The 19,709-nt window shown below is 41.1% G+C and carries 15 protein-coding genes; 13 read left to right on the top strand and 2 right to left on the bottom strand.

The features are described from left to right. The first annotated feature begins 71 nt into the window (after positions 1-71). The 11 genes from NU887_RS02115 (at position 72) to NU887_RS02165 (ending at position 13,467) form a co-directional block, all read left to right on the top strand. Positions 72-1,049 carry an HNH endonuclease signature motif containing protein gene (locus tag NU887_RS02115; protein ID WP_258421701.1) on the top strand — a complete coding sequence of 326 codons (978 nt, stop codon included), beginning with the start codon at positions 72-74 and terminating at the stop codon, positions 1,047-1,049. A gap of 168 nt (positions 1,050-1,217) precedes the next feature. Then, positions 1,218-2,516 carry a hypothetical protein gene (locus tag NU887_RS02120; RefSeq protein WP_258421702.1) on the top strand — a complete coding sequence of 433 codons (1,299 nt, stop codon included), beginning with the start codon at positions 1,218-1,220 and terminating at the stop codon, positions 2,514-2,516. Between the two features lie 77 nt (positions 2,517-2,593). Then, the gene (locus NU887_RS02125; protein ID WP_258421703.1) at positions 2,594-3,019 is read left to right on the top strand and encodes a hypothetical protein; all 426 of its coding nucleotides are present in this window, start codon (positions 2,594-2,596) and stop codon (positions 3,017-3,019) included. A gap of 241 nt (positions 3,020-3,260) precedes the next feature. Next, on the top strand, positions 3,261-3,758 hold the full coding sequence (locus NU887_RS02130; RefSeq protein ID WP_258421704.1) for an SHOCT domain-containing protein: 498 nt from the start codon (positions 3,261-3,263) through the stop codon (positions 3,756-3,758). A gap of 211 nt (positions 3,759-3,969) precedes the next feature. Further along, entirely contained in the window at positions 3,970-4,917 is a 948-nt protein-coding gene (locus NU887_RS02135) for a YihY/virulence factor BrkB family protein (RefSeq protein WP_258421705.1), read from the top strand. Positions 4,918-5,026: 109 nt separating this feature from the next. Further along, positions 5,027-6,820: an alpha-amylase family glycosyl hydrolase gene (locus NU887_RS02140; protein ID WP_258421706.1), complete on the top strand. Its 1,794-nt coding sequence runs from the start codon at positions 5,027-5,029 to the stop codon at positions 6,818-6,820. Between the two features lie 194 nt (positions 6,821-7,014). Continuing rightward, on the top strand, positions 7,015-10,506 hold the full coding sequence (locus NU887_RS02145) for a CheR family methyltransferase (RefSeq protein WP_258421707.1): 3,492 nt from the start codon (positions 7,015-7,017) through the stop codon (positions 10,504-10,506). Further along, positions 10,503-10,955 carry a response regulator gene (locus NU887_RS02150; protein WP_258421708.1) on the top strand — a complete coding sequence of 151 codons (453 nt, stop codon included), beginning with the start codon at positions 10,503-10,505 and terminating at the stop codon, positions 10,953-10,955. Before NU887_RS02145 ends, NU887_RS02150 begins: the two co-directional genes overlap by 4 nt. A 20-nt stretch (positions 10,956-10,975) precedes the next feature. Next, positions 10,976-11,536, top strand: a complete 561-nt coding sequence (locus tag NU887_RS02155; protein WP_420839702.1) for a helix-turn-helix domain-containing protein — start codon at positions 10,976-10,978, stop codon at positions 11,534-11,536. 184 nt (positions 11,537-11,720) lie between these two features. After that, the gene (locus NU887_RS02160) at positions 11,721-12,188 is read left to right on the top strand and encodes a ferritin-like domain-containing protein (RefSeq protein WP_258421709.1); all 468 of its coding nucleotides are present in this window, start codon (positions 11,721-11,723) and stop codon (positions 12,186-12,188) included. 76 nt (positions 12,189-12,264) lie between these two features. Then, positions 12,265-13,467 (top strand): NAD(P)/FAD-dependent oxidoreductase, encoded by a 1,203-nt coding sequence (locus tag NU887_RS02165; RefSeq protein ID WP_258421710.1) that lies wholly within the window; start codon positions 12,265-12,267, stop codon positions 13,465-13,467. Between the two features lie 6 nt (positions 13,468-13,473). Here NU887_RS02165 and NU887_RS02170 read toward each other — a convergent pair whose 3' ends face one another. Beyond that, on the bottom strand, positions 13,474-13,953 hold the full coding sequence (locus NU887_RS02170) for a thermonuclease family protein (RefSeq protein WP_258421711.1): 480 nt from the start codon (positions 13,951-13,953) through the stop codon (positions 13,474-13,476). 350 nt (positions 13,954-14,303) lie between these two features. After that, positions 14,304-15,206 carry a cation diffusion facilitator family transporter gene (locus NU887_RS02175; RefSeq protein ID WP_258421712.1) on the bottom strand — a complete coding sequence of 301 codons (903 nt, stop codon included), beginning with the start codon at positions 15,204-15,206 and terminating at the stop codon, positions 14,304-14,306. Between the two features lie 337 nt (positions 15,207-15,543). On the opposite strand from NU887_RS02175, the gene NU887_RS02180 reads away from it, so the two are divergent. Both NU887_RS02180 and NU887_RS02185 read left to right on the top strand, forming a co-directional pair. Further along, positions 15,544-17,874, top strand: a complete 2,331-nt coding sequence (locus NU887_RS02180) for a patatin-like phospholipase family protein (protein WP_258421713.1) — start codon at positions 15,544-15,546, stop codon at positions 17,872-17,874. Positions 17,875-18,033: 159 nt separating this feature from the next. Continuing rightward, on the top strand, positions 18,034-19,425 hold the full coding sequence (locus NU887_RS02185; protein WP_258421714.1) for an MATE family efflux transporter: 1,392 nt from the start codon (positions 18,034-18,036) through the stop codon (positions 19,423-19,425). Positions 19,426-19,709 lie beyond the last annotated feature (284 nt).

A 19,709-nucleotide genomic window follows, 5' to 3' on the forward strand; every position in this document is an offset into this window, starting at 1 on the left:
TTTCTATCAAAGTCTGCGTTTGTTTGACAGTGAAGTGCTTCGAAATCGCCGGGATCCCAAAACGTTAAAAAATGGTTGACTTGAACGACTTTAAACAACAGAGCGAATGCTTTTACAAGAATGAACATTATTCTGTTCGTGACAACGGAGCGGTATTACGTTTACCACTTGACCCAACACGACCAAGACCAACAGATAATAAATGGACTCCCGGTAAAATAAACAACAAATCAGGCTATTTTGAAATTGCTACGGTTCCAATTCACAGAATAATTGCAACTGCATTTCACGGAGAACCACCAACAAAAGAACACGTCGTTGACCACATTGATACAAACAAACAAAATAACCGACCAGAAAATCTACGTTGGGTAACAAGATTAGAAAACATACTGCTTAACCCAATCACAGCAAGACGGATAGAACTTGTTTGCGGAAGCATTGAAGAATTTCTTGCCGACCCTTCAAAATTCCGAGACAAATTCCAAGAACCAAATTATGCATGGATGTGTACGGTTAGTGTTCAAGAAGCACAAGCAAGTAAATCAAGACTTTTGGCTTGGGCTGAAAGCAACAAACCATTAAGAGGTGGAAAATTAGGAGATTGGATACATAATCGAAGATCACAAAATGTTCGAATTGAGGAAGTTCCCGAATTTACAAATTCATTAACTCTAAATGCAAAACAGAAAAGTTGGAAAACACCCACCGAATTTCCTTGTTGCCCTCAACAATTTGGTACCAATCCAATTTTGGAATACAGTGAAAAACTAAAAGTAAAAAAAGTGTTTTCTCTAAATCAGTATTCCAAATCAATTATTGAGAATTTTGCCATTTCAAAAGACGAAACCGTTTTATGGATTATGTGCAAGAGCAGTGACGAAAACGCCATAAAACCTTACTCTTTAGCGGAAGTAACTTATTTGAATGATTATTTTGTACATAATTACCTTGGAAGTTTTTTCAAGAAAGATGGTGCAGAGAAACAATTTACCCTTGCTCAAGGACTCGAATGGACAGGAGGCGAAACATTTGACGAACAATGCTAGAAAATAAACCAAATCTGGTTAAGCCATCCTAACTACCTTTTAGTATTGTCAATCCACCTTAATATTGTAAAACTAAATTTCAAATTTTAATGAAATCCATCTATCCCCCTTACTACAGATATAAAATGATAGAAATAGGGGCTAACCTCTAGCCAAAATTAGAAAAGGATGAGTACAGAAAGAATTGAAGAAAACCCATCATTCAAAGACTTAAAAGAAAAATTTGATTCTTTTCAAAGCCTGAAAGGATTCCTGAAATTCTTTTCATTTCTTGGATTGATTGACAAGAACAAATTCAAAGAAGACTTCGGCAAGTTCGAAGGAATGAAAAAGGAACTTGAAGAACTCTCTAAAATTCCTGATACTTTCAATAGGCTATTTGCGAAAAGAGGCTGGATTGCTTGTGAATCCATGAAGGCCGATATCTTGAAAGAAGCAATTGAGAGAGCTGAAAATGAATCAATAGAAGCAGGCGAAAGAATCCTAATCGAATATTTCAAAAGTGAGAATTTGAGATGGAAGATCGGAACACTATTTGGTACACCTGAAATGAAGATCCGAGTCTCAATAATTAACCACGCATATGATGAGTTTATAGAACGGGATTACATGTCGTGTATACCATTAATATTAATGGTTATTGATGGTGCTGTCTCGGATGTGAATAAAAAATATGGTTTCTTTTCGGAACAATCAGAGTTAAAATCCTGGGATTCAATTGCGGCTCATAGTACAGGTTTGTCGGTTCTACGAGACCTCTTCTTCAAAGGAAGAAATAAAACAACAAGTGAGCAGATTGAAACCCCTTTCCGAAATGGCATCCTTCATGGAAGAGATCTTGGTTTTGCAAATGAAGTTGTTGCAACTAAATGTTGGTCAGCCTTATTCGCAGTAAGAGATTGGATTCAAGCAATTCGCTCAGAACCTAAAAGAAAAGAGAAAGAACCTGAACTACCATGGAGAGAAACTCTTAGTCTTTGGAATAAAGTTCAAGAATCTAAGAAAAGGTTGATTGATTGGAAACCTAGAGCTGTGGAACTTGGAAAAGATGCCCCAAGATCTGGCGAAATAACAGATTACAACTTTGGAACTCCTGAGAGAACGCTCGTTGAGTTCATAAACTATTGGAAATCTAGCAACTACGGAGCTATGGCTGAGCAAGTTAGTACCTTTGTTTTTGATGAAAAATCTCCTAGCAAACGAGCTGGTGAGATTAGAAGATTGTTAGCCACTAAAACTCCTCAGAAATTCGAAATATTGGCAATCGATGATCAAGCTGCCGCTATTACTGAAATATCTGTCAGAATAAGTGCAGAAGTAGGTGAAGAAACTATCATTTTCGATCATACTTTTAGATTGATCTATGAAGATGAGAATAACCAAACATTGGTAAGAGGAGAATTTGGTGGCTCATGGCGATTGATAAAGAATTTTTGGAACTTAGAATTTATCGAATTGCAAAAATAAAAGTGGCTAACAAACACTATCATCCATAAGCTAAACGAGCTATTTGCAAAGGCTAGTGGGATTAGATACTTTTAAAGATGTTTGAAAAGTCCAGCTTAAGGAGGATAGTTGGAGGTTACATAAACAAAAAAACAATGTTCGGACTATTTAAAAAAAGAACATATCAAATAGATTTCTCTGAGAACAATAAAGAGCGATTTACTGCACTGTTGACTGAGATTCACGAGATTCTTCGTGATTCAGCCTATTCAGCACAGGCAAATTGGATTATGCAGATTTTATCATCAATCCAAAATGAAGACAAGGAAGGATTTAAACAAAAAGTAATTTCGGCTGATCTTCTGGGTGGATCTGGTTCTGTTATTGACGTCTGGATTGAAGACGAGAATAAAATGGAAAGATTGGATTACTTAATGAATGACTTTTTGGAATTGTCTGTAAAATCAGGACTAAACCATAGCGCTTTAAAATCAAGTATGACAAGAAAAATTAAAAATAACTAACCTCAAAAACCTTTCTAAAAATCGCACTTCAAACCTTCATTGAACCATTTTTCTCCGTATCGTTTTTCTTAAAAATATAGGATACGGCTTAGACAAGCATCCACCCTAAAGTAATATTTCAAGAAATAAAATTCTATTTTTGGATTAATTACGACCAAAAAAGATCCAAAACTTTTCCCCCTCCCTTCCTTGTAGTTTTGACAATAGGCCTTAATATTGTAAAACTAAATTTCAAATTTTAATGAAATCCATCTATCTCCAATCCATTGCCTTATTTTTGGCTGTTGCTATTTTCTTTGCGAGTTGTGGCAGTACGACCATGATCCAATCTATCCCATCAGATGCCAAGCTGTATATGAACGGCGAGTATATGGGGAATACGCCATACACTTACCGCGATACCAAAGTAGTAGGCAGTTCCACCTTGGTCAAATTGGAAAAAGAAGGTTACAACCCCTTTAATACCTCTTTTTCAAGGGATGAGGAATTGGATGTCGGCGCTTTGATCGGTGGGGTCTTTTTGTTGGTTCCATTCCTTTGGATCATGAAATACAAGCCATTCAGGACCTATGAGCTTCAGCCTGCTGCAGAAGGATTTGATACCAACTACTATTCCATCCCGAGCGGTTTGGATAAGGCCAAGGCAGATAAATTAAGAGAACTGAAAAAACTGTTGGACGAAGGTGTCATCACCAAGGAGGAGTTTGATGCTGAGAAAAAGAAGATCCTAGAAAGTTAACATTCCTTTTTTTACGTAAAATCCATTTTCAAAAAGCGGTTATCCTGAATAGTTTCGGGTAGCCGCTTTTTCTTTTTAGCCTGCCATCTCCCACAAATTCACTTCCTTTTTCCATTGGGGCACGGTTAATGCACTAGTTTGATCCGGGCATTGCGTACTGAGGGCCGGAATGGATTTTTTTGGCCTTAAGAAAACAAGAAAGACAGAGGGAATGATAGTAGATAATAAATTCAGGATCAGACACCTGCCGATGCTGTTGTGGGAGGCGGGGAAGCTTTGGAATAAGAACAATCCTTGGAGATTGGGGGCTGTTGTGGCCTACTATGCGGTATTGTCCATGCCGGGATTGCTTGTGTTGATCATCAGTGCTGTTGGGGCATTTTGGGGACAGGAGATCGTTCAGGGGGAGATCACGGGGCAGATTTCGGAGGCCATTGGTCCGAGTGCTGCAGAGTCTGTTGTCTCCATCATCGAAAATTCGAGTAAAGATGACAGGACTGTTTTTGCTACCATCATGGGTGTCGCAGTATTGGTATTTGGCGCCACCGGGGTGTTTTACCAGCTTCAGATTTCGATGAATGAAATCTGGAGTGTCAAGGTGGACCCTGAAGCCGGTTGGTGGAAAGTCATCAAAGACAGGGCATTGAGCCTAGCCTTTGTGATGGTCATTGCTTTTTTGTTGATCATAAGTTTTGTGGTTTCTACGGCATTGACGCTGTTGAGCAGTTTTCTGGCCGGGCTTTGGGAGCCTGCTTACCTGTTTATAGCCCAGTTCTTTGATTTTGCGCTGTCCACCTTTGTCATCGGGCTTTTGTTTGTGTTGATATTCAGGTTTATGCCTGACATGAAGATCAGGTGGAGATCGGTATGGTTGGGAGGATTTATGACGGCCCTGTTGTTCAATCTGGGTAAGATTTTGCTCAGCCTCTATTTTGGGGCTGCAGACCCGGCTTCAGTCTATGGTGCGGCAGGTTCTGTGGTGCTGATTTTACTTTGGGTATCTTATTCTTGTTTGATATTGTTCTTTGGGGCGGCATTTACCAGGGTGTATGCGGAGATGTATGAGGCGGCGGTTCATCCTTCTGATTTTGCGATGAAAGTCGTCGAAAAGGAAATCATCCTCGAGAAAGGAAACGAGGAAATAAAGACCGAAGGTTGATAATTTGAACTATACGGCTATATATTACCTTATGATAGAATAGTGATGTTTTTTCGACTCCTTCTTTATAAGGAACATTTTTTTCCAAATATTTTACCATACAATAGCAATGAAGGAGATAGGAAGTAGAGGAATGGGGGCCATCGTAGGCTTAGTAGGCGTGACCTTCAGGGTTTGGGCGCCCAATGTCAACAGTATTTTTGTCATGGGCAGCTTCAATGGCTGGAGAGATAATGAATACCCATTGGAACATGAAAATGACGGCTATTGGGCGGTACATGTAGATGTGGCAAACAATGGTGATGAGTATAAATTCGTCCTTTACAATGGAGATAACAAAATCACCAAAAACGATCCCTATGCCCGGAAATTGACCAACAGCATGGGCAATTCCATTGTCATAGACCTGAGAAAAGACAGGGAGGAGCATCATTTTCAAATATCTTCGTTCAACGAGCTGGTCATCTATGAGATGCACATCGGTACATTCAACAGGGACGGGGTTGAAAATGGGGGTGTTGGAAACTTTTTTTCCGCAGTACAGAGATTGGATTATATCAGAGACCTCGGTATCAATGCCATAGAAATCATGCCGGTGATGGAGTTTGCAGGAGATGAATCTTGGGGATATAATCCCGCTCACCCTTTTGCTGTGGAGTCGGCATATGGCGGTCCGGAAGGGCTGAAGTATTTTATTCAGGAAGCCCACCTTAGGGGAATCGCCGTGATCATGGATGTTGTCTACAACCATTTTGGTCCTTCAGATATTGACATTTGGCAGTTTGACGGTTGGCAGGAAAACGACCTCGGCGGCATTTATTTCTATAATGATTACAGGGCCAAGACACCTTGGGGTGAAAACCGCCCCGATTATGGCAGGAAAGAAGTCCGAAATTACCTCCGTGACAATGCGCTGATGTGGCTCGACGACTACCAATGTGATGGCTTGAGGTTTGATGCCACAGCGGTCATCAGGTACCTAGATAGCGAAAATACTAACAACAAGGCAGAACTGGAGGAAGGATATCGATTCTTGCAGGAGTTGAACGGGGAGATCCGGGATATTTTTCCCCACAAAATCCTGATTGCGGAAGACCTTAAGGCAGATCCTGTGGTCACTTCCGGGGTCATGCTGAACGGCCTCGGCTTCCATTCTCAATGGGGTTTGGGCTTCGCAAACCAGATTAAAAGGGTTTTGTTGGAGTTAGAAGACAAACACCGAAACCTTCAGCTTGTGGTGGAGTCACTCTTTTTTGCCTTCAACAATGATGTGTTCCAAAGGGTGATTTTCACAGAGTCCCATGATGAGGTGGCCAACGGGTCGTCCCGTTTGCCGGAAGAGATACAGCCCGGAGATGCCAACGGTGAATATGCCAAAAAGAAATCCACTTTGGGAGCCATTGCGCTCCTGACAGCGCCGGGAATCCCGATGTTGTTTCAGGGTCAGGAATTCATCAGTTATGGGCATTTCTCGGATACGGTGGGCTTGGATTGGGAAAGACAATCGATATTCAATGGGATTTCGGGCATGTACCGGGACTTGATCGGCATGCGAAACGGAAGGGATGAGGCGATGGTGGGGCTGACAGGTCACCTGACCGAGACCTTGCACTTCAACCAAGACACATTGGTTTTGGCATACAGCAGAAGCCATGCGGATCACCGTGAGCGGCCTGTAATCATGGTGCTTAATTTTTCGAATCAGACGTTCTACAATTATAAATTCGGTGTGCCCATGGGTGGCAAGTGGAGGGTGAAATTCAACAGTAGCTGGAAAGGTTATGACGAGGATTTCTCAGGAACCGAGGTTACCTCCGTTGCGGCAAAAGGACCTTTTGAAGGCAAAGCCCATTCGGTTTTGGTGGATGTACCTGCTTTTGGTGGGATCATTTTGATCAGGTAATGAGCCGTTTCCTTCATGTTTTTGGAAAAAATAGCGGATTATTGGAAATATTTAAGAGGTATTTAGATTATATATTGCAAATGGTTATCAATCGGGTCAAACAAATGGTAACTTGATCCTGTAGAGTCTGCCTACATCATACACGTTCTTGCTGATGCTGAATATTGCTACCGAAATTAAATCGAAAAAACGGCATGGGACAATCCAAAAAAGACAAAACAGAAAAGGATTCATTACCCGAACCTAAGCAAAAGGTAGATTTCCCGATTGTTGCCATAGGCGCTTCGGCGGGAGGATTGGAAGCGGTGTCCGAATTATTGAAATACCTGGCTCCTGACACGGGTATGGCATTCATTTTTGTACAGCATCTCAGTCCTGACCACAAAAGTATGCTTACCCCTCTCTTGGCAAAAATAACCTCCATGGATGTAGGAGAGGTTGAAAACAAGGTGCAGATCAAGCCCGATACATTTTACATCATCCCTCCGGACAAGGAGATTTCTGTAGAAAATGACCAATTAATTTTATCACCAAGACCGGAAAGTCCAAAATTCAACTTTCCGATAGATATCCTATTTACCTCCCTGTCAAAGACCCATAGGGAAAATGTAATCGGAATCATCCTAAGTGGAAGTGCAACCGATGGTACTATTGGCATGAGGTCAATAAAGCAAGAGGGAGGACTGACTTTTGCCCAAGATTCCTCAGCAAAATTTGATAGCATGCCCAAATCCGCCATCACAGCAGGTTTGGTTGACTTTATATTGTCGCCTAAGGATATCGCCTTGGAGCTGAACAGGATCAGCCAAAATCCCTTGATTAGGATACCAGGCACAAAACACAGGGAAGAAGACCTCATAGACGATGCAAACCCTGACTTGGTAGCCATCATCAAAAGCCTTTTGAAATTCACAGGCGTGGATTTTTCTGTCTATAAAATGAAGACAATCAAGAGAAGGATCCTTAGGCGGATGCTGCTCAATAAGGTAAAAGACCTCAAAGCATATGTAAACCTCATCGGTGAAAAAAAAGAAGAATTGGATATTCTTTACCAGGATTTGCTGATCAATGTGACCAGTTTTTTTCGGGATTCGGATACTTACAAATACCTGAAGGAGGTTCTTCTTCCCAAACTTCTGAAGTCAAAAAAGGCTGAAGAGACCTTTCGGATATGGGTTCCTGCCTGTTCTTCGGGTGAGGAAGCATTGTCCATTGCCATGATGATTCTTGAAATTCAAGAAAATTCAGGGACCCATATTCCTATTCAGATGTTTGCGACAGACTTGAGTGAAAAGGCGATCAGAAAAGCGCGTGCCGGTGTCTACACCAAAGATGAACTGGAATCGGTTTCACCAAAACGGCTGCAGCGGTTTTTTACAAAATCAGGAAACAACTACAGGATTTCGAAATCGATCAGGGACATCTGTGTCTACGCACCGCATAATGTACTGAAGGATCCTCCATTTTCAAGGATAGATTTTATCAGCTGTAGGAACTTGTTCATTTACCTAGATTCAGCAGCCCAAAAAAGAGTATTGTCAACTTTCCATTATGCCTTGAACGAAACAGGCTATCTGATGCTGGGAAAAGCAGAGACCATCAGTTCTTCGGCAAATCTATTCTCAGAGGTCAACAAAAAGTACAGAATCTATTCAAGAAAAAGTAGCGTCGATGGACGCCTATTATCATTACCGACTTCAAGAATGAATAAAGGAGAAACACAACATACAAAACATGCAATGGATGCTGATACCAAGATCAGTGCAGCCAAAACCACCGCACTTCAAAACAGCAAAAACCTGGATCAAGCTATTGATGCAGTAATAGTCTCTGATTTTTTACCTCCCTGTGCAGTCATCAATCCGCAGATGGAAATCCTCCAGTTTAGAGGCAAAACAGATTTGTACCTGAGCCATTTTTCCGGGAAAGCTTCCTTGAATATCCTGAAGCTTGTACGCAAAGAAATCGCTTTTCACCTGAGAAGCCTGATTTCCAAATGCATCAAAACCGATCAGCGTGTACGGAAAACCGGAATTGAGATGAATGTCGACAATACCGCCTTTGTCATCAGTATCGAGGTGTCGCCGCTGCTTGTTGAATTTGAAGAAAAGTTGATGCTTGTTGTTTTTTCACAACACGATCAGGTTACTGGTTCCCAGCAAGTAAAAGGAAAGGATGAGATCCAAGATTCAATTCTCAGTATTAAGGAACAAAAAATAAAACAGCTTGAGGACGAACTGGCATTGTCCCAAAAAGATGCCATGGAACTGTCTCAAGAGCAGGAAGGATTCATAGAGGAACTCCAAAGTGCCAATGAGGAGGTAGTCTCGAGCAATGAAGAATTGCAGACCGTCAATGAAGAACTTGAAACTTCCAAAGAAGAACTTGAATCATCGAATGAGGAGCTTGTCACCACCAACCAAGAACTCCAAACCCGAAATGACCTGCTCAATGAATCCTATGACTATTCCAATGCCATCATCTCTACCCTTCATGAGCCCATGATTGTTTTGGATAAAAACCTTCGAATCAAAACCGCTAACAAATCTTTCTACAGGATATTCCAACTCAAAGAGGATCAAATAGACGGGAAGAAGTTGTTTGATTTTGAAGAAAAGCGATGGAATATTCCGAGTTTGAGGGAACTGCTCGAACATATTATTCCCAAAAATTCCTCCTTCAGCAACTTTAAAATAACACATAACTTTCCAAGGATTGGCGAAAAAGTTTTTTTACTTAATGCAAGCCGACTTATCCAAAAAAGCCACGGGGAGCAATTGATTTTACTTTCTTTTAATGATATAACCGATGCCATGCTGACCCAAAAAAATGAATTGGAAGAATACACCAAAGACATAGAAAAAACCAAAAACTACAATATCGAGCTTGAAAAGGCGGTGTTGGAAAGAACCAAACAGCTTGACCTTTCCAATAAAGCCCTGTCTGAAAAGAACAACGAGCTAGGAAAAATGAACAAAGAGCTTGAGGCCTTTGCCTACATATCAAGCCATGATTTGCAGGAGCCGCTCCGAAAGATCCAGACCTTTGCTGACCGGATTCTAGAAAAAGAAATGGTGAATTTATCAGCTTCAGGCAAGGTCTACTTCCAGCACATGCAAAAGTCTGCCAATAGGATGCAAAAGCTGATAGAGGAGCTGCTTACTTTTACCAGTCTCAATTCTGCCGAAAGAAAATTTGAAGCATTGCCGCTTGCGGACATTATCAAAGACGTACAGAATGAAATGAAAGAAGCGATAGAGGCCAAAAAAGCCAAAATCACCATCAATAAGATGTGTGATGTCAGTGTCATTCCCTTTCAGTTCAGGCAGTTGATCAATAACCTGATCAGTAATTCTTTGAAGTTTTCCAAACCGGAAATCCCCGTCAAAATCTCCATCTCAGCAGAAATCGTAAAAAAGGATACTATCAAAACCATCGAAGATCTGAGTCAAAAACTTTATTGTCATATTCAGTTTTCAGATAACGGTATAGGATTTAATCAGGAGTACAGTAAAAGGATCTTTGAGGTGTTTGAAAAACTGCACAGCAAAGATGAATACCCTGGAACAGGAATTGGGTTGGCCATTGTCAAAAAAATTGTAGAAAACCACAATGGTTTTATAAGTGCAACAAGTGAACTCAATAAAGGAACAACAATCGACATCTATTTTCCAGCCAAAAAATGAACGAGAAATCCATTAAAATCCTATTAGCAGACGATGATGAAGCAGATAGACTGTTGTTTAAGGAGGCGTTTGATGAATTGAATGTCGGCACATCTGTAGAAACAGTCAATGACGGCGACGAACTCATGCACCTTATGCAAAATACCGAAGCCGAAAATCTTCCGCAGATCCTTTTTCTCGACATCAACATGCCCAGAAAAAACGGCTTGGAATGTCTTAAGGAAATCAGGGCAGATGTAAAATTCAAAGAAGTATCTGTTGCGATATATTCAACATCTTCTTCCGAAAATGACATGCAAGAGACTTTCCTCAACGGGGCAAATGTTTATATCCATAAGCCCAATGATTTTCAAAAATTAAAGAAATTATTGGAAAAAGCCATCATTTACGCAAATGTGTACCAAGACCCGCCCTTCAATAAGGATAACTTTCTTTTAGTGGCCGAATAATTGCCTATCTCTCAATTAAAGTGGAAAAACACAAGATTCATATTAAGTATATGGTCAGCTATCGCTGCATCATGGTGGTCAAGGAAGAACTGAAGAATCTGGATATACGCTATTCCAATGTCAATTTGGGCGAAGTTGAGGTATCGCAAAAAATCACTGCTTCCCAAAAGGAAGCTTTGAGGCTGAATCTGAAGAAAATCGGACTCGAACTTCTAGATGATAAAAAAAGCATTTTGATCGATAAAATTAAGAATGAAGTGATCAAAATGATCCACCAATCCGAGGCTCCTCCGACAATCAATTACTCTGAGCATATCAGCGAACAGCTTGGCTATGACTATACCTACCTGTCTAATGTTTTTTCGGAAGTTCAGGGAATCACCATTCAGCAATTCATCATCTTCAACAAAATCGAAAAAGTAAAAGAATTGTTGCTCTACAATGAACTTAACCTGACAGAGATTTCCTATCAATTGGACTACAGCAGCGTTGCCCATCTTTCCAATCAGTTTAAGAAAGTCACAGGACTGACTCCTTCATATTTTAAAAGAATGAAAGAAATGAGGAAGAAGATTTTATGAAAGGTCGGTTTTTTGGGCCTGCTTTAAATTGGTTAATTATAAAGATTGATATTCGACTCCATAATTTTTATACAGTTTTAGTGAATAGTTGTAAGTGTTTTTGATTTGAAAGAATATCCAAAATATGGTCTGAATGTTGGGCTAAGTTATTTGGTAAATTATTCAAATAATTAAAAAACTTATCATGACACATTTAGAAGAATTGACAAGTACCCTCAATGACCTTGTTTTGATCAACAATGACAGGATCGAAGGTTATCAAAATGCCATCGACTCATTGGAGGTTCAAGATGCTGATTTAAAGATGTTGTTTGCGAAAATGATCTCAAACAGCAGAGACCATGTCAGTGTTCTTGGAGACTTAATCCTCAAAGCAGGTGGAGAAATAGAAGAAGGGACTACAGCCTCCGGTAAGATATTCCGTTCTTGGATGAGTATCAAATCTTTATTCTCGGGCAGCGACAGGACAAGTATCCTAGAATCATGTGAAGGAGGAGAAGATGCCGCGCTAAAAGCATATGATATGGCACTTTCTTCAGATGTAGAGATGAACGTGGGAGTCAGACAAGCGCTCATGGACCAAAGGGTATCCCTCAGTGGAGACCACAATCAGGTCAAGAAAATGAGAGATTTAAACAAGACCTTGGCTTAAATCCTTGATTTAAAATCTATACCTCAGGTAGGTATGGATTTTATTTTTTTGGAAAAGGCCGGTTAATAAGAAGAATATGAGAATCAGAACTTTTGAACCATTTTGGTTAGTTAAAAACGGCCTTCTGAATAGTTATCCCTCCCTGCAAAAAAACATTGAAACAGAAATAGTGGTGTTGGGAGGGGGTATAACAGGTGCTTTGGTGAGCTATGCCTTGATGGAGGCCGGGCATAAGGTAGTATTGATAGACAAAAGGGATATCGGTCAAGGCAGTACCTCCGCGACGACCAGTATGCTTCAATATGAAATCGATGAACCGCTTATAGAACTCTCAAAAAAGATTGGGGAAAAGGGAGCTGTTACCTGCTATAAAGCAGGAATCAAAGCAATCCGGACGATCGGCGATTTGGTGGGTAAACTGAACTTGGATTGTGGTTTTGAACTTAAAAAATCACTTTACTTAGCCCATGATGTAAAAGCTGCTGATTGGTTAAAAGAAGAATTTAAGATGCGCAATAAGTACCGGATGGGAGTGAGTTGGCTCTCAGACGAACAAGTTTTGAAAACCTTTGGGGTCAGGTCATTTGGTGCGATACTTTCTAAAACAGCAGCAAGTGTGGATGCTTACCAATTGGCGCATGGATTGATCCGCCACAGTTTCAAAAGGGGGATGGAAGTTTACGATCAAACCGAAATTTCCAAAACCGAGCACTGCAAAGATGGGGTAGTACTTCAGACTGCGGAGGGTTTTTCAGTTCAATGCAAGAAAGTCATCTATTGTACCGGGTTTGAATCCACAGACCTATTGAAAGAAAAAGTGGCTAAACTCTTCTATACTTATGCTTCGGTAAGCGAACAGGGAATTGCTTGTGCCAAGCAGCTAAAAGATATCTTGGTATGGGACACAGCAGACCCATATCTCTACATGAGGACCACAGAAGACGGCAGGTTGTTGGTAGGAGGAGAGGATTCTTCCACCAATTTTCCTTTTTTTCAACAGCAGATCAAGGAAAGGAAACATTTAAAATTACAGTCCAAACTTGATGAACTCATCCCCGAAAATGGATTTATTGAGGATTTCAGTTGGGGAGGAACTTTCGGATCGACCAAAGATGGATTGCCATACATCGGAGCCTCTTCCGAATATAAAAACGCATTGTTTGTACTGGGATTTGGAGGAAATGGCATCACGTTTTCTATTCAGGCGATGGAGATCATAGTGTCTATGCTGAAAGGGAAAAAGCATAACCTAGAAAAGTATTATAAATTTGGCAGGTAGGTAAAATCACTTCCACAGTCCCTTCTTTTTCTCCCTTGCTTCTTTTTGGAGTTTGACAAACAGGTCAGCATACTTGACGTTGGGTGGGACTGTCATTACCGACGCATAGCCGTTTTTGATCAGGAAGGCATTGAGGAAAGTCCCGTTTTCAAGATACACATAAGCCAAAGTTCTTTTGTACCTGTCGTATTTGCTGACATCATATTCCAGGCGGACTTTATTGCCTGTTAGGATTTGTGTGAGGTATGCTTTGGATTCCTTGCCATAGTAACCGATTTCTTTTTTGCCGGATTTTCGGGATTCTGGCGCATCTACTCCGATCAAGCGTATTTTTTCTTCCTGCCCATTGGCATTGATGATCCAAAATGTGTCACCGTCTACAATTTTTGAGACAGGGTACCATTTGGAATCGGTCTGAGCAGGTGAGGGGATTATGGAAAAAAAAAGAAAAAAGACGAGTAGGTGGTAATGTTGGGTTTTAAGCATGGGTGAAAATAAGGAATTTAAGTATCAAGTATCAAGTACGAAGAACCAAGTATTAAGAGGCGAGAGACGAGACATAAGACAGAAGACAAAAGACGCAAGACATAAGACACAAGAATTGATTCACCAAAGGCTTGGGGTTTCGGTGATAGGAAAAACTTTCCAATAGGTATCAGTTAACCAATTAACCAAATAACCAATCACCAATTAACCAATACCTCATAACCTAGCAACCCGACAACCCGACAACGCGAAGCAGACAACAACTACAACTACTACAACCATTACAACATTTCCAACAAATAAAAATTTGCTGCAATAGACCCTTCGTTCCTCAGGGTGGCGCAAGCGGACTACACCGCCCACTTTCTGTCATTGGTAAAGGCGACGTTGAGCCATTTTTTGAGGGAGATGGGCTTCATTTTGCTCATAATTTCCTCCCGGATATTGTCCTGTTCGGCCAAAGTAGGTTGCCAACCTTCCGGAGATACCACAAAATCAATTTCGATAAAAAGCTTGGGTCCTGATTTAGATACCCTCAAAAAAGACTCTATGAATTGGTATTCTTTTTCAATGTCTGCGACGATCTCCTGACAAAGGTCTAGGTATTTATCATCCGCTTTCATATCGAGTACTTCTCTGATCTGCAAACCCATGTTGGTAATCGGAACTTTGAGAAAATAGCCAGATACCACAATGACCATCAGCGGATCCATGTAAGGCATCAGGTGGCTGTACTTGGTATAACCCAATCCGATTGACAATAAAAAACCTACCAAAACCGCAAGACTTAGGAAAGTATCCATGAGCCATTGTTGGGATTCAGCATCGATCAAACCTGAAGGAATGGTTTTTTGTTTCTTTTTCAAAACCAAGTGGACCGCATAGCAGCTCAATGTTGCAATAAAAGCATAAATCAAACCCGAACCTGCATTGACCTCTTGTCCTCCAGAAAGCAGTGTAGATATCCCTGAGAAAAGCGCAAAAAGACAGAGGATCGTGATGACAAGAAACTTGCCAAGGATGATGATGGGTTCGATCATCTCTTTGCCATAAGGGAAGCGGTCAAAATCCTGCCGTGCCATAAAGGAAGCTGTGATCAATGAAATCATTGAAAGTCCGACACTGATCAAAGAATAAATGCCATCAAAAAGGATGATTTTGGAGTTTTCAACAATTCCCCATACGACCGCCAATAGTGCCGAAAGTAGTGCACCGTAAACAGAGAACTTCAACAGTTGTTTTTCTGTGTTCATAATTTTTATCTGTAGTTTGAGTCTAAAAATTTGCAATCTGGCAGAACCTAAAGGTATTGTATATCCAAAATGAAATCAAGTGGAGGGTTTTTTAAAATTAGAAGTTATTTCGCCCCTTCAGGGCTGACCTGACACAATTGATTTTTTTGGGATGGGCTGCACCCATTCCTGAGTTATCTTGCCCTTTCAGGACTGAGATGAAAAAATGAATTTTAGAAAATTCCACTTTTCTCCTCTTCCCTTGACTCATCTTTCGGTATTGGACCTTCCTGATTATTAAAATCTTGAATTAAATTTTAATTTTGTTAAAATAGAAAAAATTCCCCCAAACACCTCTATGAAGAAATTTTTACTGTTCCTGATCGGTATATCCGTAGTTTTTGTACTGCAGGCCCAAGAAAAAGCAAATACCGACAGACCCAAAATCGGACTTGTTCTCAGTGGTGGAGGTGCCAAAGGAATGGCCCATGTGGGAATTTTGCGGTACATGGAAAAGGCCGGCATCCGACCGGATTTTATAGTCGGAACTTCAATGGGATCGGTTGTCGGAGGTTTGTATGCTTTGGGGTACAGTGCGGATGAATTGGAGCAGATTATCCTGAATATCGATTGGGATATTTTGATTACCAACCGGGTTGGATTCAACGATATTGCTTTTGAAGAAAAAGAATATTACAACAGATATTTGGTCGAATTGCCGGTGATCGAAGGTAAAGTTTCGCTCCCCTCCGGACTGATTCATGGTCAGATGCTTTCTGAAACTTTGCATTATTATACCTGGCCTGCGAATAACATAAAAAGCTTTGACGATTTCCCTATACCGTTCAGGTGTATTACCACCGATGTGAAGACAGGGGAAGGTATTGTACTTAAGGATGGCTATCTCCATGATGCATTGCGTTCGAGTATTGCGATTCCGACTTTTTTTACCCCATTTGACATGGACAGTACTTTAGTGGTCGATGGTGGCGTGGTCAATAATTTTCCTGTGGATGTGGTCAAAGAAATGGGCGCTGACATCGTCATAGGTGTCAATGTGGGAGATGAAGACTTTCTTAATCCCAAAGATATCGGCTCATTTTCAGGGATCTTGATGCAGATCGCCATGTCAAAATCATACAGCAGACTCAGGCAAAATATTCAGGATACGGATATTTACATCAAGCCGGACCTGAAAAACTATTCAACAGGTAGCTTTAGCAAGTTTCGCGAAATCCTGGAATTGGGGGATTTGGCCGGACAAAAGCATGCCCAAAGATTCAAAGACCTTGCTGATAGTTTGGGCGTTTTTGTAGAAACTCCAGGTATAGGACTTGAAGTAGAACCCATCACTATCAGTGATATAGACGTGAGTGGAAATTACCTGTTTTCTGATGTCCTGATTAAATCCAAGCTGGATATCAAGGAAGGTGAAACCGTCTCCCGAAGAGAATTGAGAGAAGGTATGTCGCGGGTTTTTGGGATCAACGGATTTTATAATGTGGATTATTCTTTGATCAAAATTCAGGATGATGAATACCGCCTTGTAATCAGGGCAAATGAGAAACCTAAAAGTTTACTGTTTGCCTCTGTCCATTATGACAATCAATTTTCGGCAGGCATCCTCCTCAACCTGACCATGAGGGATGTTTTGGGCAAATCATCCCGCTCTATCATTTTGGCAGATATTTCTCAAAATCCTAAGTTCAGGTTTGACTATTATAAATATATCGGTCAGCAGAAGCAGTATGCCCTAAATATGAAATTGAATTACCTCAACCAAGAAGCTCCTGTGTATGAGGAAGGTAAAGTGACCGATATCAATGTCAACAGGGAAAGTAGGGTAAGTGCACATATCATGTCTACCCAATCCCTGAAAGAAACCTTTGTTTTTGGAGGATTTTGGGAAAATAACCAATCAAAATCCAGATTCAATGTTGCGACTCCATCAGATATCAAAAACGCCACTAGAAATTTTTTGGGACTGAGGTTTATGTACTACAGAAACTCCTTGAATGACAGAAACTACGCTACCCGTGGTGCAGAGGCGATTGTGGAACCTGTTTTCATGTTCAATAACAATATCAAAATCAACCTCAATGCCGGGGTTGACACCTTGTTTTTGGGTGAGGGAGAAGGTCAGTTTGGGATTCCTGCCAATCAACTTCCGTTTTTTGTTGATATCTTGACTCCAAAAGGGTATTTCGCATTTTATTTCAAGTACCTCAAATATTTCCCTTTGGCAAGAAACTTTCAGTTCATGCCGACAGCGGCCACAGGTCTGACGCTTTCCAATGAAGGTGCTTTTAAGGTATTTGACGGTTTTATTGCAGGAGGGCATCAGCGGATCAGGTTCAATGACACCAGGATTTGGGGATTGAACTACCGGGAATTGGAAACTCCCAACTTTGCCAAGTTGGGACTTGAATTACAATTCATCCCGGTTACTAATATCTTTCTCAGGACAGGGGCCAATATTGTCGGGTATAGCGGGCATGTTCCCTTAAAAGGAGGGGAAGGTACAATCATTTCTGAAATGCAATCAAACAATATTTTCGGTTATGGGGCAGACATTACATATAAATCCATTTTGGGACCCATTGTAGCGGGAATCGGAAAGAACAATTCAGATAAAAACCTTAGGGCTTATTTTTCTATAGGATTCTCATTTGGATATTCAGACCGTTAATTTTTTATTACTTATTTAATTCCTTTTTGGGTTCTTTGATTTTTTTATCATTTTTGTGTCATTATGAAGGCTTAATTTTTCTCCGGTTTGTTTTGGCGCAGCCCTTTTAGGGACGGCAGCCTATAATTTTCACCTCCCTACGGGATAGCTATTTCATATATGACCATCAAGAACTTTATCCATCATTTCCGTCAGGCTGTAAAGGGCCTAGAGGAAGATTTTACCAATATCAGTATCAAAAAAGCGATTTTCTATCTTTCCATTCCGATGATTTTGGAGATGGTCATGGAATCGTTGTTCGCAGTAGTGGATATCTTTTTTGTAGGAAAACTGGGCGTGCACGCAGTCGCCACTGTTGGCCTGACTGAATCGGTTTTGACGATAATTTACTCCATTGCCATCGGTCTCAGTATGGCCGCAACAGCGATCGTAGCCCGTAGGATAGGAGAGAAGAAACCCAAGGAAGCCTCCGCAGCAGCTTTTCAGGCCATTTTGGTTTGTTCGCTTTTTGCGGTAGCAGTGGCGGTATTGGGAGTTATCTATGCCAAGCCTATGTTGGCGTTGATGGGGGGAGAACCGGACGTGATCGAGCAGGGCTATCGTTACACCCAAGTTATCTTTGGTGGAAATGTTTGTGTGATGTTGCTTTTTCTAATTAATGGAATCTTCAGAGGAGCCGGTAATGCCGCGGTAGCAATGCGGACTTTGTGGATTGCCAATGGCTTCAATATTGTGTTGGATCCGATCTTAATTTTTGGATTTGGGCCGATTCCGGCCATGGGATTAGAAGGGGCGGCTTGGGCGACTACGACAGGCAGGGGAATTGGTGTGATTTACCAGTTTTATATCTTGTTCAATGGTAAATCCATCATCAAGTTCTATTGGGACAGCCTTAAGATGAATTGGAAAACCGTCCTAACGATCATCAAAGTAGCTTCCGGTGGAATGGGTCAATTTCTAATCGAATCAGCATCTTGGATTTTCCTGATGCGGATTATTTCTGAATCCGGTTCTGTTGCTTTGGCAGGCTACACGATTGCGGTGAGATTGATTATCTTTGCACTTTTGCCTGCCTTTGGACTTTCAAATGCCGCTGCGACCTTGGTAGGACAAAACCTCGGTGCCCTTCAACCAGGTCGGGCTGAAAAATCTGCTTGGTTGGCGGCCCATCTTACAGCCATATTTCTTGGGTTTTGTGCCATTATTTTCATCGCCGGAGCAGGGTTTTTTATCGGGATTTTTAATCAGGAAGAAGGAGTTATCGCCGTTGGGACAATGGGTCTGACCATCATTTGCTTGGGGTATGTTTTCTTTGGCTATGGGATGGTGATGAGTCAGTCGCTCAACGGTGCCGGAGATACCAAGACGCCTACGATCATCAATTTGGCCATACTTTGGGGCTTTCAGATTCCTTTTGCTTACCTGCTTGCTAAGACCTTCGGATTGGGAGCAACGGGGGTTTTTATCGCCATTGCAGTCAGCCATTCACTGCATGCAGTGGTAAGCACTTTGGTGTTTAAAAGAGGAAAGTGGAAGTTGGTGCAGGTTTAGGTTTGGTTCAATAACCTCAAACAAATTATGTATGCTAAATCCGAGAATCTCTAAGTCTCAAAATGGCGTAATTGTCCGAGTTGTCATCCTGAATTTTTCAACATTAAGAGAAATGTCCAGAGAGGAACTGACATATAGGAAAACCCCCAACAGGGGTTGAACCATTAATAGCCCCGGGTTTCAACCCGGGGATTTATGGCGATTTAAGTTCAGGCCAACCCTGAAGGGGTTGAACATCCTATATTGAAACAATTCTGTTATTGGTAGTGATTCTGATGGTTATC

Source organism: Aquiflexum gelatinilyticum (genome assembly GCF_024741135.1).
Lineage (GTDB): Bacteria > Bacteroidota > Bacteroidia > Cytophagales > Cyclobacteriaceae > Cognataquiflexum > Cognataquiflexum gelatinilyticum.

Bases quoted from the DNA above. Each gene is read 5' to 3' on its own strand.
- NU887_RS02115 (WP_258421701.1), top strand. From the start codon at position 72: ATGGTTGACTTGAACGACTTTAAACAACAGAGCGAATGCTTTTACAAG.
- NU887_RS02120 (WP_258421702.1), top strand. From the start codon at position 1,218: ATGAGTACAGAAAGAATTGAAGAAAACCCATCATTCAAAGACTTAAAA.
- NU887_RS02125 (WP_258421703.1), top strand. From the start codon at position 2,594: ATGTTTGAAAAGTCCAGCTTAAGGAGGATAGTTGGAGGTTACATAAAC.
- NU887_RS02130 (WP_258421704.1), top strand. From the start codon at position 3,261: ATGAAATCCATCTATCTCCAATCCATTGCCTTATTTTTGGCTGTTGCT.
- NU887_RS02135 (WP_258421705.1), top strand. From the start codon at position 3,970: ATGATAGTAGATAATAAATTCAGGATCAGACACCTGCCGATGCTGTTG.
- NU887_RS02140 (WP_258421706.1), top strand. From the start codon at position 5,027: ATGAAGGAGATAGGAAGTAGAGGAATGGGGGCCATCGTAGGCTTAGTA.
- NU887_RS02145 (WP_258421707.1), top strand. From the start codon at position 7,015: ATGGGACAATCCAAAAAAGACAAAACAGAAAAGGATTCATTACCCGAA.
- NU887_RS02150 (WP_258421708.1), top strand. From the start codon at position 10,503: ATGAACGAGAAATCCATTAAAATCCTATTAGCAGACGATGATGAAGCA.
- NU887_RS02160 (WP_258421709.1), top strand. From the start codon at position 11,721: ATGACACATTTAGAAGAATTGACAAGTACCCTCAATGACCTTGTTTTG.
- NU887_RS02165 (WP_258421710.1), top strand. From the start codon at position 12,265: ATGAGAATCAGAACTTTTGAACCATTTTGGTTAGTTAAAAACGGCCTT.
- NU887_RS02170 (WP_258421711.1), bottom strand. From the start codon at position 13,953: ATGCTTAAAACCCAACATTACCACCTACTCGTCTTTTTTCTTTTTTTT.
- NU887_RS02175 (WP_258421712.1), bottom strand. From the start codon at position 15,206: ATGAACACAGAAAAACAACTGTTGAAGTTCTCTGTTTACGGTGCACTA.
- NU887_RS02180 (WP_258421713.1), top strand. From the start codon at position 15,544: ATGAAGAAATTTTTACTGTTCCTGATCGGTATATCCGTAGTTTTTGTA.
- NU887_RS02185 (WP_258421714.1), top strand. From the start codon at position 18,034: ATGACCATCAAGAACTTTATCCATCATTTCCGTCAGGCTGTAAAGGGC.